The organism is Enterobacter sp. RHBSTW-00593 (assembly GCF_013784105.1).
GTDB classification, from domain to species: Bacteria; Pseudomonadota; Gammaproteobacteria; order Enterobacterales; family Enterobacteriaceae; genus Enterobacter; species Enterobacter ludwigii.
The window spans coordinates 434,569-451,500 of sequence record NZ_CP056393.1 but is presented as its reverse complement, the minus strand read 5'-3'; the positions used below and the strand labels follow the sequence as shown (position 1 = coordinate 451,500).

The window sequence follows — 16,932 nt, the reverse complement described above, 5'->3', positions numbered from 1 at the left end:
TTACGCCGCGATGGCATTCATGATTGCCGGAACGGACAGTTTATCCAGCGGGATCTCTGCCACCTGCTTACGATCGCGCATGATGATGACGCGATCGGCATACCCCACCAGCTCTTCCAGCTCGGATGAGATAACCAGCAGCGCCAGACCGTCTGCACACAGCGTTTCGATAAGCCGGATAATTTCGGCGTGCGCCCCAACGTCGATACCGCGCGTCGGTTCATCGAGGATCAGGAACTGGGGTTTAGTCAGCAGCCAGCGTGACAGCAATACCTTCTGCTGGTTGCCACCGGAGAGAAATTCAATGGGCTGTTCAGCGCTCGGCGTACGTATACCGAGCTGACGGATAAATCGCTCGGCAATGGCGTTTTGTTCTTTCCGCGGGATGGGGCGTAGCCATCCGCGCTGCGCCTGCAGAGCCAGAATGATATTTTCCCGCACCGAGGCGGCGGCAATTATGCCATCGGTTTTCCTGTCTTCCGGGCAGAAGCCCACGCCCAGGCAGGAGGCCTGATGCGGCGATCGCAGGGTCTGCGGTTTACCTTTGATCAGCGCGCTGCCGCTGTCCGCAGGTTTGATCCCGAAGATCACCTCGGCGGTTTCGGTGCGCCCGGAACCCAGCAGGCCCGCCAGCCCGACAATTTCACCGGGCCGCACGTCCAGATTAAAGGGTGAGATCACCCCTTTTTTGCCGAAATCGCTGAAGGCCGCGACCGGTTTCTCGCTGAGCAACGTGCGGCCTGCACGCTGAAGCGCGTTGGTTTCCAGCTCGCGGCCCAGCATCATTTTGACCAGTTCTATCTGCGGCAGCTCGCGGGTTTCGCGGCAGCCGACAAAGCTGCCGTTGCGCAGCACCGTGATGCGATCGCTGACCTCATACACCTGATCGAGGAAGTGGGTGACGAAGATCAGGCTTACCCCCTGATCGCGCAGCTGGCGCATCAGGGTAAAGAGCATTTCAACTTCCTGGGTATCAAGGCTCGCGGTAGGCTCATCAAGGATCAGCACTTTCGCGGAGAGATCGATCGCCCGGCAAATCGCGACAATTTGCTGCATCGCGACGGAAAAACGGTTCAGCGGTTCGCGAACGTCCAGGGAGAAGCCATAGGATTCCATCAGCCTGGTGGCCCGCGCTTCCATCTCTTTGCGTCGCAGCAGGCCGAAGCGTCTTGGCTCACGGCCGATAAACAGGTTATCCGCCACCGACATATTCGGCAGCAGGTTCACTTCCTGGTAAACCGTCCCAATCCCCAGCTGTTGTGCATGGGCGGTGTTTTTTGGCGAAATGGCGTTGCCTTCTAGCCAGATTGTGCCGCGATCGGCATGGTAAACGCCGGTAAGTGCCTTAATCAGCGTCGATTTTCCCGCACCGTTCTCTCCCAGCAGCGCCATAATCTCACCGCGTCGCAGGCTAAAATCAACGTTATCCAGCGCTTTTACACCGGGGAAAAACTTGCTTAAGCCCTCTGTGCGGAGGATTTCCTGGTGTTGTGTGTCGGTCATGTTTCCCCCTCACCCTCGCCCTCTCCCGGTTGGGGAGAGGGAAATGTTCATGCCAGTCTACCCGCCCTTGTATACCCTCTCCCCTCAGGGGAGAGGAGGGGGGTAAGGGGCGAGGGAAAAGGCCTTAGTAGCCCATATTTTTCTTCTTCTCTAACTCTTCTTTCGCGGTGTCAGGCAGGTAGAGCGTCGATTTGGTGATCGTCACTTTTTCAGGCAGGGTGCCGTCTTTCTTGAATTTCTCCAGCGCATCGAATGCCGGGCCAGCCATGTTTGGCGTCAGCTCCACGCTGGCGTTCGCTTCGCCGTCCATCATCGCTTTATAGATATCCGGTACGCCATCGATAGAGCCGGTGAGGATATCTTTGCCCGGCTTCAGCCCCGCTTCTTTGATGGCCTGGATAGCCCCGATCACCATGTCATCGTTGTGGGCGTAAACCATGCAGATGTTCTTGCCGTTGTTTTCAGCCTTGATAAAGCTCTCCATGACCTCTTTACCTTTACTGCGGGTAAAGTCGCCGGACTGAGAGCGGATAATCTTAATGTTTGGCGCTTTGGCGATGGCCTCCGCGAAGCCTTTCTTACGATCGATGGCCACGCTCGCCCCGACGGTCCCCTGCAACTCAACGACGTTACACGGCTTGCCATCCACCTGTTTCACCAGCCAGTCACCAATTAATTGACCCTCGAGAACGTTGTTGGCGGTGACGGTGGTCATATAGAGAGATTTGTCTTTTACATCAATGGAACGATCGAGCAAAACAACCGGGATCTCAGCGTCTTTCGCTTCCTTCAGGACCGGCTCCCAGCCAGTGGCCACGACCGGCGCAATAAAGATGGCATCAACGCCCTGGGCGATAAATGACCGCACGGCTTTGATCTGGTTTTCCTGTTTTTGCTGCGCATCGGCAATTTTCAGGGTGATACCGCGTTTCTGAGCCTCGCTTTTCGCAACGTTGGTTTCTGCCGCTCGCCAGCCGGATTCAGAGCCGACCTGGGAAAAACCTACGGTTAAAGGGGCGGCCATCGCCATAGACGACATGGCTGCCGAAACTGCTGTGACAAGAAGTAAGCGCTTCCACATATGAACGTCCTCGTAGGGGTGTTTATTGTTGGTTAAAAGATGTTCTGCGAAATGACTATAGCCAATGAAATATGTAACGAATTGCGTTACATCACACTTCAGAAAAGTGAATAAAACGTTAATCACAAGTTTGTAATCGCTTTCATTTCACCATTAAAAAAGCGGCTGAGTTTATGGATTTTCCTGTCATGGAATCGGTCTGAAAAGTGGGGAGAACGTGGAGAGAAGACGAAAACAGGCGGAGACTTTCAGCGCCAGTTGGCTATAATACCTGCCACTTGTTTACCATCCATTTTAAAGGACACAGACATGAGCTTACTCAACGTCCCTGCGGGTAAAGAACTGCCAGAAGACATCTACGTAGTTATCGAAATCCCGGCTAACGCAGATCCTATCAAATACGAAGTGGACAAAGAGAGCGGTGCGCTGTTTGTAGACCGTTTCATGTCTACCGCCATGTTCTACCCATGCAACTACGGTTACATCAACCATACCCTGTCTCTGGACGGTGACCCGGTTGACGTACTGGTCCCAACGCCATACCCACTGCAGCCAGGCGCAGTCATTCGCTGCCGTCCTGTTGGCGTGCTGAAAATGACCGACGAATCTGGTGAAGATGCGAAACTGGTTGCTGTTCCGCACACCAAACTGAGCAAAGAGTACGATCACATCAAAGATGTGAACGACCTGCCAGAACTGCTGAAAGCGCAGATCACTCACTTCTTCGAGCACTACAAAGACCTCGAAAAAGGCAAGTGGGTTAAAGTTGACGGCTGGGAAAACGCAGAAGCAGCGAAAGCGGAAATCATCTCCTCTTTCGAACGCGCTGCGAAGAAGTAATTCTTACCGCTGAATAATAAGGCCCCGCGAGTCGGGGCTTTTTTGTGCCTTGCGTCTGCGGTTTAATTCACGATTGCCTGACACCGTAAGAGTGCATCTCCTACTGTTTCATCTGACGCCACATCAATTCACTTTTCCTGAAGTGCACCTGAATCCATCATCCGGACCTGGTTCACCAGGATGATGCCCCGAATATCCCGTTCCTCACACAACAGTGGCACGCTAAATCCGGCATCGCGGGCAAAGTTCCCCCCCCACGGGTCCTGTTCACTCATGTCAGGAGTTGACAGATCTCACTGAAATAACAACTCGTCGAGTGAATATTGTTTTGTCACCGGAGTGATCACTAACTGATTATTGGTTTCACATGTCGACACCTCCGCAGTTATACAAACGATAACAACGTAGGTACAGAGGTTGTTGTACTCTTTCAGGCAGGTATGCGCCAGCATGGAGGGAAACGATGATAGAAACAGGAAGCATGTTCGAAGGAAAAAGTAATTCAGTATCAATTTCACATGTGATTGTTAACCTATTCACAAAATGCAGACAGGCAGAGCAGCGGACGTGCCGTATAAATCATCACTGGGAGACACGAGATCGTTAAGAATATTCTTATTTTTTATTAATACCGATCATTACAATACAGAGAAACCTATCATATATGGTGGGAGCCAGTTGAATGGTTTAACCATTAATAACATACTGCTATGATAAACATATGCCATCACACGCCACAGGTTCACTATGTCATCGATTAACATTGATGTTGCCCGCCCAACTGGAATTTACTTCATCATTGAAAGGCTCTATGCACGTGATGGCCTTATGCCTTCCTTTGGTGAAATAAGCCCTTCTTTGACTCAAGTCCATCGCACAGTCATTCAGTTGAAACGAAAGCAAGATATGTTTATGGATGGTGTTAAGATTGCCCCCAAAGATATAACCTTATGGCAACAGATTAAATATATTACAGGTTCAAAAGTTACGACTAAAGATACAGATTCATTAGTTTATACAACGGAATTCATCGGTTCCCTTATTGCTACAACACCTTTAGGGAACATTGAGCATAAAGATATCCCTCGTTTCCTCACTACAGAATCTATCCACTCCCTCCCGCAGGCGGTCAATTATGGACGGGATCCTATCCCACAGGTTCTACTGTATGGACGGCAGGATATTGTCTTCTTTATGGACAACGGTGGTAAAGGAACGCCAACGGCTATTGCCAAATATAATCAAAATACTCGCGACCTTGCCATAATTAAAGATCAGTTAGAAGCCAGCAAAACGATGAAAGCGCTTCTGGCTAGCGGGGCAAAATTATGAGAAAGAAACATCATATCGCTGGTATACTCGTATTAGCAATCGCAGCTTTTATCTTTGGCAGAGCAACGCATTTTGAATATCTGTCATGGTTTTATGGCAGCCATGACCTGATATTTACTAATATAAATTCAATTGTATTATCTAATTTTATTAATGGCCTGTATTTTTCCCTATCCGTTTTAATTGTCTATGCTTTACTCGCTGTATTAAAAAAATTGCCGAAGAATATAATCATTTCGTGTCTACTTCAGTTCTTTATTAATACAGGTTTGTATACCCTTTTTGTTGCAGTGCATAGAGGGTATAGTAAATGGTATACCTTGAGCTCAGGTGCAACTAACATCACCCATAGCTATTTTTTAATCGAGTTGCTGGCCAGCACACTCCTGACCGTCGCGATCGTGAGCGTTTTACATGCTAAGTTTCTTTCTTCAAAGCATAAAGATGGGCTACATAAAGGCATTTGACTGTTACGGCAAAGACAGCAAATGGCAGTATCTCTGCATCATGACATTCCAGCTCGCCTGGTTTTTGTTTTATTTATGGATCCCCTACCGTAGCGATTATGCCATTTTGCTGTTTTTTCTGTTTTTTATTCCCGTCATTTCAAGCAATACGCGGTGCATCAACTACTACGGCTTTTCACGCGCCCTGTGCCTGATATGGCTGCTTGCTCCGTACATCATGCTTTTTGTTCCGCTGTTTTTGACCCGACGCCGAAGCACAGAAGAGAGCTAAGCCCATAAAAAACAACGCCACCTGACGGTGGCGTTGTTTTTTTCAGTACTGGTCTCTGTCTAACCAGTTACCGCTTACAATCCGCTTTAACCCCTCGACCGGACGCTGGTAGACGTACATCCACGCACTTCCATACGGCGTCTGGATCAACTGGCGAGCGTATTCACCGCCCCTGGTGCGCAAGGCATCAAGTTCGGCAAGTGTAGCATTATCAATACGATAAACTTCACCCTGTACTGTTCCTTCCCCAGGAACCGCGCCTGGATAGTGGCCCAGGCTATACAACTGGTAGTTCTCGATATTGTAATTCCCCAGCAGCAGGGCATTGGTCATCCAGTGACTGTTGCCTTGCTTGGTTCGTAAACTGCCGTAGACAAATATTCGCATTGCTAAAACTCAAACTGATAGAGCAGATCAAGTGCCTGGTCTACGCCGGACACTGCTTCCAGATATAGCTTAGGCATAAGGCGATAGCGTAACGTGAGTGTTGCCAGTGAGTCAAAGATCCCCACGCCATATTTTACCTGCAGACCCGGCAGTACATAGCCACTGACCACCACTTGCGAGGAGTCACCCACGCCCTGGGTGTCCAGTGCCAGATTGCTTACGCCGAACGTCTCGCCGATTTTACCCACAACCTGCCCACTTTGTGCAACCCCCAGACCCACTAACATCGAGGTCATCGCTGCACTGTCGCTCTGGCCGCTCTCCAGTCCTTGCCCACGCAGCAGGTAAGACAGGGCTTCCTGTTGCGACATTGCCGGGTCGGAGAAGATCTCCGCCTTCGGCTCATCAGCAGAGCCGGTAACGCGAACACCCGCAATAACGTCGTTTTCGGTGGCTTCCGGGTTACGAATCGCTTCGATATTGAGCAGTGGCTGATCCGGCGGGCCGGAGAACAGCAGCTCACCTTTACGCACAATCAGATCCTGACCATAGGCATGGAAGCGCCCTTCAGGAATATTGATCTGGCCGTTCAGACCCAGACCCTGCTTGTCCTGCGCGACTTTCAGATCCCCCGTCAGTCTCGCCTTCAGCCCAAACGCATCCAGACGCACGTTATTGCCGACGTGAACGGTGAGGTTACTGTTGATCGGAATACCGGCGCTCTTCTGCTCAACGGGTTTGAGATTTTCATTGAGCATGACTTCGTCACTGGAGACGCCCACCGCGCTCTCAGGCACCTCGTGCACCACGATGCGTGCCCACGGTACGTCCACGTTGCCGTCCAGCGTGAAGAGGCTTGGGGTGGCTTCAAAGACAATATCCGGGGATACGTCCAGACGTACCATCGGCGGTACGGTGATCCGCACCTTGCTGCCTTTGGCCGCGACACGGGCCCGCCAGTTATCAAGCTGGCTCCAGTCGGCGTCGCCGCTGAGGTTGATTTGTCCCTGCTGGGTACGCACCACCCCGGCGAGGGTCGAGCTCATGCCGTTGAAGTTCATCGCAATCTGGCTTGGCTGCATATCAAACGGCATAAAGTTGCCGTCGATATCCACGCCGTTAAGCTGCATCTGGCCAAACAGCTGCGGGCTTTGCGCATTGCCCGCCAGGCGCAGGTTCGCGCTGAGCATCCCCTCCGCTTTTTCTCCACGTGAGAAAATCGGGTTGGCCATCGCCAGGTTGAAATTGCGGATATTAACGTTACCGGCGAGATTACGGCGTCCTTGCGGATCGGTAATCTGCACCTGCCCGTCAAACTGACCGTTGTTGGTCAGACGGATAAGCCACCCCAGCTCTGCGCGGTTGTTATGCAGATCGGCACTCAGGTTGAGGGTATCAAACGCCACCGGCAGCGGTGCGTCGTTTACCTCCTGTATCACCTTCACGTTACGACCAGAGAGCGTCACGCTACCCTGCGGCAGCCCCTCTTTGGTCGTGTCCCACGCGACATCGGCTTTCCCGCTAAAGACGCCGCTGGCCTGAGTCGTGTCCGGCATAAACGGTTTTAGCATCGCCAGGTCGAAGCGATTAAGGTTGATCTGCGCACGCCCTTCAGCCCCCGCATCAATGGTCTGCGGTACGCACAGTTCCGCATTCGGGTTGGTCCAGCAGTGCGGCCCGATACTGATCTTTTGTTCGGCGTTGCGGTAGTCCAGCGCGATAGAGCGGGACAGCGCCAGCGGCCCTACCGGGGTGTTGAAGCGGGTATTGTCCAGCGTCCCTTTCCAGCGCGCCTGTTTGCGATCAAAGCTTCCGGTCAGATGAAGCTGACCGGATACCGGCTCGCCCTGCACCTTAAGCTGGAGATCGTGCTGTTTTTCGTTACCTTTGGCATCCAGAGTGACCAGATTAATGTTCACGTCGGGCTGAGAAATGCGCTCCACGCGCAGGTTCAGGTTACCGCCAATCTGATCGGTGGATTTCACATCCCCTTCGACGCGAACCCGCGCAACGGTCAGCGCCTGCCAGCGCAGGTTGCTGGCGGTGATATCGGCCAGCAGCTGCGGAGCCTCTACCGTGCCGCGCACCTTCACTAACCCTTTCGCCGTACCGCCCAACCCTGGCAGGGCGTTATCCAGATTTGGCGCATCAATGGTGGCATCCAGATTAAGATCTTTCACCCCCAGCTCGCCTTTGATATCCGCCGTGTTACGGCCCAGCGCCACGTGCAGACCCGGGATCCCCCACTGCAGATAGCTGTTGCCCTTCAGCGAGCCTTCAACGTTGACCTTATTCTGCTTCACGTTACCAGTAAGCTTGATTTCCGGCACGTCCATCTGCCACGTACCGCCATACAGGCTGCCGCGGGTTTTGATCAGGCCGTCCAGTTTTGATGGCCAGTCCGGCACCTCTTTGGCCGTGTTGATCCCCGTCAGCTTCAGCTCGCCGCGCCAGCTGATCGCCTGCTGCCAGTCAAGCAGCGCGGTGAGTTCAGTTTTGCCTTCCAGCGCCGCAACGGTCAGTTTGTCGAGATTCACCTGCTGCTCGTTGCCTTTAGCATCCAGCGTAATCGTCGCAGGCGGAACACCTTGCCCCTTCACCGCCGTGCGGAACGACAGGGTGTAATCCGTCATTTTGCCGCTCAGCTTGAGCTTCAGGTCATCGGCCTGGAACTGTTTTTCGCCGGTGAACGGCCAGTAGAGCTGCTTACTGACAACCTCAAGGTTGAGCGGCAGCCCCGCTTCCGCCAGCTGCGTTTGCGCGCGCAGATCCATATCCACCGGGCCGGAGAGGTTAACGCCGACATCCAGTTTATCGCGCAGCGCCCCGCCCACTTTGACTTTCACTTTTTCGCCTTTCAGCGGGTCGATGTTGAGCGAACTGTTCAGGGTGATATCCACCGGCCAGTTGTCGCGCAGCAGGGCATTCCCTGACGCGTTAACCGAGCCCTGGTTGGTGTCGATATCCAGCGCGTCGAGCTTCATGTTGCCGTCGATGCTGCTGACTTTAAGCAGCATGTTGAAGACCGTCAGATCGGTATCGCCGGTGAGACGCAGCTGCTCGCCTTTGAACGCTTCGATATTCAGGTTAAGCGGCAGATGAACGTCCGTCATCTCCGGCAGCACAGGTTTAGAGAAGAGATCTTTCAGCGTTTCGCCCAGCGGTTTCTCTTCCGGCTGCGGGTTCTGGATCTTCGGTTCGACAATTTCTTCCTGCGCCACGTCCGCCACTTTCGGCAGCGCAATCAGCAGCCCCTGAAGGGAGGTTGGTGTCAGGGTGAGGTTTTTCTCCTGCCAGCGCAGGCCGGAGCTGAAATCCATGACGGAGACGGTGGTGTCGTCGATTTTGACATTGACGTTATCCAGCGCCACCCGATAGAGGGCAATCGGATACGGTGTGGAGAGATTCAGCGGGCCGCTATCCTCTTCCTCAACGGGTGCCGATTTCGGCATTTTCTTCGAATCTATCGCCACGTTCACGTCTTTCAGCGACAGATCGTTAACGCACAGCTTGCTGTCCCGCAGGCAGCCCAGCTTCACCGCGAGATGAAATTCCCCCGCGTTTACCGCCACGCCAGGCTGCTCGTAGCGGATGTTTTTCAGACGCAGATCGCGCCAGCCGCCTGTCACCTGGCCAATTTCCAGCCCGGGAACCCAGCGGTTAGCCGCGTTAAACAGCAGATGCAGGCCAGACGTCGTTCCGACCAGAAACGCCACCGTACCGAGCAGCAGTACGATAAAAATCAGCACCCCGAGGCTTATCTTCTTCCATAAACTCATAATTCAGGCCCCAGACCGATGTAAAACTGTAAACCGTGTTCTTCTTTATCACCCACCGGCACGGCGAAATCGAGCTTGATTGGCCCGACGGGAGACTGCCAGCGTACGCCCACGCCCGCGCCGGTTTTAAAGTCGCTGCGGCGGATATCGCTTACCGCTTCGCCGCCGTCGACAAACATCGCGCCCCACCATTTTCCGCTGACGTTGTACTGATATTCCAGCGAGCCGGTAGCCAGCTTGGAGGCACCAATCAGCTTGCCGTCATCATCTTTCGGCGCGATGGATTTGTATTTGTAACCGCGAATACTGCGGTCGCCACCGGCGAAGAAGCGCAGATCCGGCGGAACTTTGTCGAAGTCGCCGGTTTCAATCCAGCCGAGGTTGCCGCGCATCACGAAGCGGTGTTTGTCATACAGCGTGCGGATCCAGACGTTTTGCGCCTGAATCACCGAGAAATCCACATCGGAACCCCACATGGTGTTGGAGTAATCGATGGAGTAACGCTGGGAATCGCCCCAGGTTGGCATCAGGCCGCCGCGCGAGCGGGTACGGCTGATCATCACCCCCGGGTAGAGCAGCATGGTGGTGTTGGTGACGTTGGCCTGGGTAAAGTGGTCCAGACTCCAGCGCAGGTTAATGGCGCGCTGCCAGCCGCTGGAGAGGTCCCAGTATCGCGATACCGCAAGCGTGGTGGAATCTGCCTCGGTATCGTTCAGGTCGGTACGCTTAAAACCGCCCTGAACAAGGTAATACTGTTCAAGCGGGTTTTTCAGCAGCGGCATTTTGTAGCTGAAATCGAGCTGCTGTTCCGGCGCTGAGATACTGGCGCTGGTGGTCAGGCTGTGACCGTATGAGTTCATCCACGGCTTTTTCCACGTGGCTTTCACGCGCGGACCGACGTCGGTCGAATAACCAACACCGGTCTCAATGGTGTTCTCGGTGCGCGGCGAAACAACGCCATGCAGCGGCAACACCTTGGTTTTGCGCGATTTATCAAACTCTGGCGCGACAACCACCGAGTTAAACCACCCGGTGGCGGAGAGGCGGCGGTTCAGCTCCGCCAGATCACGCGACTGGTAGTAATCGCCCTTTTTGAAAGGCACGAGGTTTTGCAGATACTCTTCACGAATTTGTGAGCCTTCGAAGGTCACATCGCCGAAACGATAACGTTCGCCGCTGTCATAATCGATATCCCAGAAGGCCTGGTGCCTGTCGAGCGCAATGCCCAGCTGGCTTTTGTCGAACTGGCTGTCAAAATAACCCTTACGCAGGGAGACGCTCGTCAGCTCTTTTTTGAAATGGTCGTAGTCACCGTGGTTCAGCACGGTACCGTTTTTCGGCCGCGTGCTAAGCAGATCCAGGTAATCCCGGTCCGTACGCGCGCCGCCGCGCAGAATGACGTTAGTGCCGCCGATCAACACCGGCTCACCCGGTGAAACGCGGGCAATAAGCACCTGTCGCCCCTTCTTTGGCGGCGGACGGAGATCGAAATCAATGGTGGGTTCGTAATAACCCAGCGCTTTCAGCCCTTCGCGGATCGCATCATCCACGCGCGCGCGAAAACGCCGGTCCGGCGTCACTTCGTCGCTCTCGATGGTCGACAGCTGCGCACGCACGTTTTTTTCCAGCGCCCCGGATAACCCCTCAACCTGCAAACGGACATTCGCCGCGCTGGCAACCCCGCTTGTCAGCAATAAACTGACCAAACATAACTGGCGGATTTTTGTCACGTTTTCTCCTGAATATCCCTTTTTCCACCCTGGAAGCAAATGAAGTGCCGCTCCGCGGCAAAATACGGCCTGTTAGCCAAAAACCCACATCACGGGTTGAAAACGGGTGTAACACCCAAATATTTCTTATGATTAAATCTAGACTCATTCAGCGCATTTATTGTGTTCAATTAAACGCTTCGTGACAACCTTAACCGAAACATCGCAGCCCGGGAGGCCCCCATCGTGAGTTTATTCGACAAAAAGCATCTTGTTTCACAAGCTGATGCATTACCGGGACGCAACACCCCTATGCCTGTGGCGACCTTACACGCCGTGAATGGCCATTCAATGACAAACGTTCCTGATGGAATGGAAATCGCCCTGTTCGCCATGGGCTGCTTCTGGGGCGTAGAACGTCTCTTCTGGCAACTCCCCGGCGTTTACAGCACCGCGGCGGGCTACACGGGGGGGTATACGCCAAACCCAACCTACCGCGAAGTGTGCTCTGGCGAGACCGGTCATGCCGAAGCCGTACGCGTGGTGTATGATCCTGCCGTCATTAGCTATGAGCAACTTCTGCAGGTGTTCTGGGAAAACCACGACCCGGCCCAGGGCATGCGTCAGGGTAACGACCACGGCACCCAGTACCGCTCGGCTATCTACCCTCTCACTCCTGAGCAGGAGACGGCCGCCCGCGCAAGTCTGGCGCGCTTCCAGAAAGCGATGCACGATGCCGGTGACAACCGCGAGGTCACCACGGAAATCGCCTCCGCCAAACCGTTCTACTATGCGGAAGACGACCACCAGCAGTACCTGCATAAAAACCCGTACGGCTACTGCGGTATCGGGGGTATCGGCGTCTGCCTGCCGCCACAGCTGGCCTGATTACTGGTCTAGCGCCACGCGAGCCGCGTGGCGCGTGGCATTACTGACCGACCCATAATTCATGACTTTTCCCTGCAACAGCAGGTTAAAAACCGGTGCCTGCGGCCTGTTAAGGCGGGTCTGCAGCAGGTGCACGGCCTCAATCCCCAGTTCGCGGCAGGGCACCGTGACCCCCGTGACCGGTTTTTCCAGCCGGTGCGCTAAATTCCAGGCAAAATCGGTGGTAATCAGAGAGATGTCTTCCGGAACGCGCAGCCCGTGGCGGGTTAATGCCCTCACCACACCTTCGGTCATGCTGGTGCTGTTCGGGAAAATCACCTCTGGCCACTGCGCTCTGTCATGACTCAGCAGCCACTCATCCAGCGCCCGCTCGGCTTCGTCTGCGGTAAACCACTCCGTCACGAGTAAATCACGCTGCGGCTCAAAGGCGACGTGAAAATGGCGATACGCCTCTTTAATGCCATCCAGACGAGCGTAAAGCGTATCTCGCCGAAGGCAGGTCAGCGTCAGGACCCGTCGGTGCCCCTGTTCAAAGAGATACTGCATGGCGGTGAAGCCAATCGCCCGGTGATCGGGTGATACCGAATCCAGTACCCGCTCCCGGTCCACGGAATTAATTAAGACGCAGGGTTTATTGAGCGTGCTGGCCAGTTTAAATATGGTGGCATCATCAGTACCAATAATAATTATCGCGTTGATGTTCTTCTGGCTGGCCTTTTCCATAAATAATTTTACATCGGCGTGCTGTTCTTCTAATCCGCAACAGCTGACCCACACATTGTGTGGCGAGCAGGCCTCAGCAATCCCTTTGGTCACCTCAAGATAAAAAATATCGCCGCGCCCCTGAAAGGTTCTTTCCGGAGCAAAAACGGCAATACCGTTAATCAACAGCCGTCCACTGGCCATGGACTCCAGCACGCCCAGCTCTCGTGCGGTGCGAACGATCGCATCCCGGGCTTTATCGCTGGTATATGACTTGCCGCTTAATACCCTCGACACCGTGCTAACGGAATATCCCGTGAGGGCCGCGATCTCCTCCATTTTTAACCTGCCCGGCATAGTGTGACCTCGCTCTCAATCAGTTTTTGCAAATATTTGCAGAAACAGCCTTTTGATTTTAAAACCAAATTTCAGAAAGCCTGGAGATTACTTATTCACCTTGCGAGTATTCTCACAAAAACACATTGTCGCTACGCCTCGCCTTTCCTATTTTCCGGTCATCACTTCTTTTCAACTGAAATTAAGGTGTGACATGGAGAAGGTACGTTTTGGCATTATTGGTATAGGTAATATCGGTACGGTCCACGCACGTTATTTACTCGCGGGTACGGTCAATGACGCCTGCCTGACGGCGGTTTGTGACAATGCACCGGAAAAACACCCGGCCATTCGCCAGCTGGTGGGGGCCATTCCCCTGTTCAGTGATGCCCAGGAGATGATCCAGAGCGGGCTTATCGACGCGGTGATTGTCGCCACGCCCCATTACGAACATCCGCGCCTGTCGATGCTGGCGATGCGTAACGGCATTAATACCCTGTGTGAAAAACCGGCAGGCGTTTATACGGCGCAGGTGCAGGAGATGAACGCCTGCGCGCGCGAGTGCGACGTGGTGTTTGGCATCATGTACAACCAGCGACCAAACCCGCTCTACCGGAAGGTTAAAGATCTTATCGACAGCGGCGAGCTGGGCGAGATCCGCCGCTCTAACTGGATAATCACCAACTGGTACCGCTCGCAGAGCTACTACAACTCCGGCGGCTGGCGCGCGACCTGGAAAGGAGAAGGCGGCGGCGTGTTGCTCAACCAGGATCCGCATCAGCTCGATCTCTGGCAGTGGCTGGTGGGCATGCCGGTCCGCCTGCGCGCGTTTTGCCAGTTCGGCAAACATCGTGACATTGAAGTGGAAGACGAGGTCACCGCCTATGCCGAGTATGCCAATGGGGCTACCGGTGTATTTATCACTACCGTGGCAGAAACGCCGGGGACAAATCGCCTGGAGATCGTCGGGGATCGCGGCAAAGTGGTCGTCGAAGAGGGGCGGCTTCGCTACTGGCGGCTACGTGAGTCCGAAACCGACTTTAACGCCCGCTGGCAAAACGGTTTTGGGGAGCCTGAATGCTGGGAGGTCGACATTGCTGTCGCCGCCGAATGCAGCGAACATCATGTCATTACCGCAAACTTCTGCGCCGCCATCCTGCGCGGTGAACCGCTGATTGCGCCGGGCCTGGACGGGATCCACGGCCTGACGCTCTCCAATGCCATGCATCTTTCCACCTGGACTGACGACTGGGTCGAACTGCCGATCAACGAGAAACACTACTTGCGCCTGCTCCAGCAACGCATCAGCACCTCAGTTGCTAAAGAGGCCATAAACGTGACGCTTGATGCCTCAGGCACCTGGTAACTCCGGAGACGACACGATGCTAAATATCGCCATTGTAGGTACAGGCAATATCTCACATAACCATATTCAGGGTTATTTGCAGTTTGGTCAGCGCTGCCGGATTGTCGCGCTGGTGGATATCTACCCGGAAAAAGCGCACGAGAAAAAAACGCGCTACGGCCTGACGCAGGCCCGCGTGTATGAGAGCCATCAGCAGATGCTGGCATCCGAGCCAGACGTCGATATCGTCGATGTCTGCACCCCGCCGTATGTCCACGCACAGATCAGCATTGATGCACTGGAGGCCGGGTGTCATGTGCTGTGTGAAAAGCCGATGGCCGCCTCGCTTGAGGAGTGTGACGCGATGATTGCGGCTCAGCAGGCCAGCGGCAAAACGCTCTCCATCATTGCGCAAAATCGTTTTACCGATGCCTTCTGGCGCTTAAAAGCAGCGCTGGATTCCGGCCTCGCGGGCAAAATCTGCCATGCGCAGGTGGATTCGTTCTGGTGGCGCGGCCACTGCTATTACGATCTGTGGTGGCGTGGCACCTGGGAAAAAGAGGGGGGCGGCTGCACGCTCAATCACGCGGTTCACCATATCGACGCTATTCAGTGGATGCTCGGGTTTCCATCCGAGGTGGTGGCGATGATGACCAACGTGGCGCATGACAATGCCGAAGTGGAAGACCTCAGCGCCGCAATATTCAAATATCCCAGCGGCGCACTCACGCAGCTTACCGCCTCGGTGGTGCATCACGGCGAAGATCAGACGATCGTCATCCAGGGCGAGCGCGCGCGCATCTCTGCCCCCTGGCAAGCCTGTGCCAGCGTGAGTGCCGATAACGGTTTTCCTCAGGAAACTCACGACCAGCAGCGGGAAGCACAGCTCAACGCTGTTTTTGCGCAGACGCCGGCACTCGCGTGGACGCTGCATACCGGGCAGATTAACGACCTGCTGCTGAGTATTGAACGCGGCACGGCCCCGCTGGTGGATGGATTACAGGGAAAACGCTCGCTGGAGTTGATTACCGCAATTTATAAATCTGCCATCACCCGCACCGTGGTCTCGCTCCCCATTCCACGTGACGATCCGTTTTACCGTACCGGCGGGATTAACACCCTCGCCCCCCGTTTTCATGAGAAATCCGCAAGCGTGGCCAACTTCAGCGAAGTGGGCGCTATCCCCCTGGGTAAAGATCTGGATCGAGGAATCTGAAGATGAATAAACATGACGGAATGAACTACGCGCCAGTCGGCAAACCTCAGCCGGTTGTCCGGGAAGGTGAATTTGTCTTTGCCGCTGCCGCGCTCGACCACGGGCATATTTATGGAATGTGTAACGGGCTGATTGAAGCCGGCGCCACGCTGAAATGGGTTTACGATCCCGATCCGTCCAGAGTGGAAAAATTTATCCAGCAGTATCCGCAGGCCAGAGTGGCAGATTCGCTGGAGGCGATCCTCGCCGATAACGAGGTGCGTCTGGTGGCAGGCGCCGCCATCCCCTCTGAACGCTGTGCGCTGGGGCTGAAATCGATGGCGGCGGGGAAGGATTACTTTACCGACAAAGCGCCGCTCACCACCCTTGAGCAGCTGGCAGATGCCAAAGCGATGGTTGAAAAAACCGGTAAGAAATATGCGGTTTACTACAGCGAACGTCTGCATGTTGAGAGTGCTGTCTTTGCCGGTCAACTGGTAAAGCAAGGTGCCATCGGCGACGTGGTACAAACGCTGGGGACAGGCCCACACCGTGAAGGCGAAGGAAGGCCGGACTGGTTTTACGATCGGCGATACTTCGGCGGCATTTTGTGTGATATCGGCAGCCATCAGATTGAGCAGTTCCTTTTTTACACCGGCAACCGCGATGCCACCGTGATAGCAAGCCAGGTCCGGAACGTTAAACACCCGCAGTACCCCACCTTTGAAGATTTTGGCGACGCAATGCTCAAAGGCGAAAACGGCGCCAGCGGCTACTTCCGCTGCGACTGGTTTACCCCGGACGGGCTGTCCACATGGGGCGACGGGCGACTGACGCTGCTCGGCACCGAGGGTTACATCGAAATCCGCAAATACGTCGATTTAACCCGCGGCGAGCAGGATGTGGTTTATCTCGTCAATAAAGAGGGGGAGTTCCGTTATCCGGTGGCAGGCCAGGTCGGATTCCCGTTCTTTGGCGAACTGATCCTCGACTGTCTCCATCGGACTGAAAATGCCATGACGCAGGCGCACGCCTTCAAGGCTGCGGAGCTCTGCGTGAAGGCTCAAATGCTCGCCAACGCGGCGGGTTAAGGGGAG

At 54.5% G+C, this 16,932-nt stretch carries 14 protein-coding genes; 7 read left to right on the top strand and 7 right to left on the bottom strand.

Annotated features, from left to right (window positions below; genetic code table 11):
* Both ytfR and ytfQ read right to left on the bottom strand, forming a co-directional pair.
* The gene (ytfR, locus tag HV242_RS02135) at positions 1–1,503 is read right to left on the bottom strand and encodes a galactofuranose ABC transporter, ATP-binding protein YtfR (RefSeq protein ID WP_032681853.1); all 1,503 of its coding nucleotides are present in this window, start codon (positions 1,501–1,503) and stop codon (positions 1–3) included.
* 124 nt (positions 1,504–1,627) lie between these two features.
* Complete coding sequence (ytfQ, locus tag HV242_RS02130) at positions 1,628–2,584, bottom strand: galactofuranose ABC transporter substrate-binding protein YtfQ (RefSeq protein ID WP_020882912.1); 957 nt, start codon at positions 2,582–2,584, stop codon at positions 1,628–1,630.
* A 309-nt stretch (positions 2,585–2,893) separates the two neighbouring features.
* On the opposite strand from ytfQ, the gene ppa reads away from it, so the two are divergent.
* Complete coding sequence (gene ppa, locus HV242_RS02125; RefSeq protein ID WP_020882913.1) at positions 2,894–3,424, top strand: inorganic diphosphatase; 531 nt, start codon at positions 2,894–2,896, stop codon at positions 3,422–3,424.
* 128 nt (positions 3,425–3,552) lie between these two features.
* Here ppa and HV242_RS02120 read toward each other — a convergent pair whose 3' ends face one another.
* Positions 3,553–3,699, bottom strand: a complete 147-nt coding sequence (locus HV242_RS02120; RefSeq protein ID WP_181012615.1) for a hypothetical protein — start codon at positions 3,697–3,699, stop codon at positions 3,553–3,555.
* Between the two features lie 472 nt (positions 3,700–4,171).
* Between HV242_RS02120 and HV242_RS02115 the strand changes: the two genes are divergently transcribed.
* The gene (locus HV242_RS02115) at positions 4,172–4,756 is read left to right on the top strand and encodes a hypothetical protein (protein ID WP_020882914.1); all 585 of its coding nucleotides are present in this window, start codon (positions 4,172–4,174) and stop codon (positions 4,754–4,756) included.
* A complete protein-coding gene (locus HV242_RS02110) occupies positions 4,753–5,223 on the top strand; it encodes a hypothetical protein (RefSeq protein ID WP_044868280.1) in 471 nt (156 codons plus the stop codon). The genes HV242_RS02115 and HV242_RS02110 overlap by 4 nt, the downstream gene beginning before the upstream one ends.
* 313 nt (positions 5,224–5,536) lie before the next feature.
* Here HV242_RS02110 and HV242_RS02105 read toward each other — a convergent pair whose 3' ends face one another.
* The 3 genes from HV242_RS02105 to tamA are packed head-to-tail and all read right to left on the bottom strand — an operon-like array spanning position 5,537 to position 11,390.
* Positions 5,537–5,881, bottom strand: coding sequence for a gamma-glutamylcyclotransferase family protein (locus HV242_RS02105; RefSeq protein ID WP_014168360.1), 345 nt, complete (start codon positions 5,879–5,881; stop codon positions 5,537–5,539).
* Between the two features lie 2 nt (positions 5,882–5,883).
* Positions 5,884–9,660: an autotransporter assembly complex protein TamB gene (tamB, locus tag HV242_RS02100; RefSeq protein WP_050737586.1), complete on the bottom strand. Its 3,777-nt coding sequence runs from the start codon at positions 9,658–9,660 to the stop codon at positions 5,884–5,886.
* On the bottom strand, positions 9,657–11,390 hold the full coding sequence (gene tamA / locus HV242_RS02095; protein WP_020882918.1) for an autotransporter assembly complex protein TamA: 1,734 nt from the start codon (positions 11,388–11,390) through the stop codon (positions 9,657–9,659). The genes tamB and tamA overlap by 4 nt, the downstream gene beginning before the upstream one ends.
* Before the next feature lie 225 nt (positions 11,391–11,615).
* Here tamA and msrA point away from each other — a divergent pair, with 225 nt between their 5' ends.
* Complete coding sequence (gene msrA, locus HV242_RS02090) at positions 11,616–12,257, top strand: peptide-methionine (S)-S-oxide reductase MsrA (RefSeq protein ID WP_050737587.1); 642 nt, start codon at positions 11,616–11,618, stop codon at positions 12,255–12,257.
* Here msrA and HV242_RS02085 read toward each other — a convergent pair whose 3' ends face one another.
* Positions 12,258–13,316, bottom strand: coding sequence for a LacI family DNA-binding transcriptional regulator (locus tag HV242_RS02085; protein WP_014168356.1), 1,059 nt, complete (start codon positions 13,314–13,316; stop codon positions 12,258–12,260).
* Between the two features lie 193 nt (positions 13,317–13,509).
* On the opposite strand from HV242_RS02085, the gene HV242_RS02080 reads away from it, so the two are divergent.
* From HV242_RS02080 to HV242_RS02070, 3 genes are read left to right on the top strand one after another with little or no spacing between them, the layout of a single operon-like run.
* A complete protein-coding gene (locus HV242_RS02080; protein ID WP_050737588.1) occupies positions 13,510–14,661 on the top strand; it encodes a Gfo/Idh/MocA family protein in 1,152 nt (383 codons plus the stop codon).
* A gap of 16 nt (positions 14,662–14,677) precedes the next feature.
* Positions 14,678–15,856 carry a Gfo/Idh/MocA family protein gene (locus HV242_RS02075; RefSeq protein ID WP_050737589.1) on the top strand — a complete coding sequence of 393 codons (1,179 nt, stop codon included), beginning with the start codon at positions 14,678–14,680 and terminating at the stop codon, positions 15,854–15,856.
* A gap of 2 nt (positions 15,857–15,858) precedes the next feature.
* A complete protein-coding gene (locus HV242_RS02070) occupies positions 15,859–16,926 on the top strand; it encodes a Gfo/Idh/MocA family protein (protein WP_050737590.1) in 1,068 nt (355 codons plus the stop codon).
* Positions 16,927–16,932 lie beyond the last annotated feature (6 nt).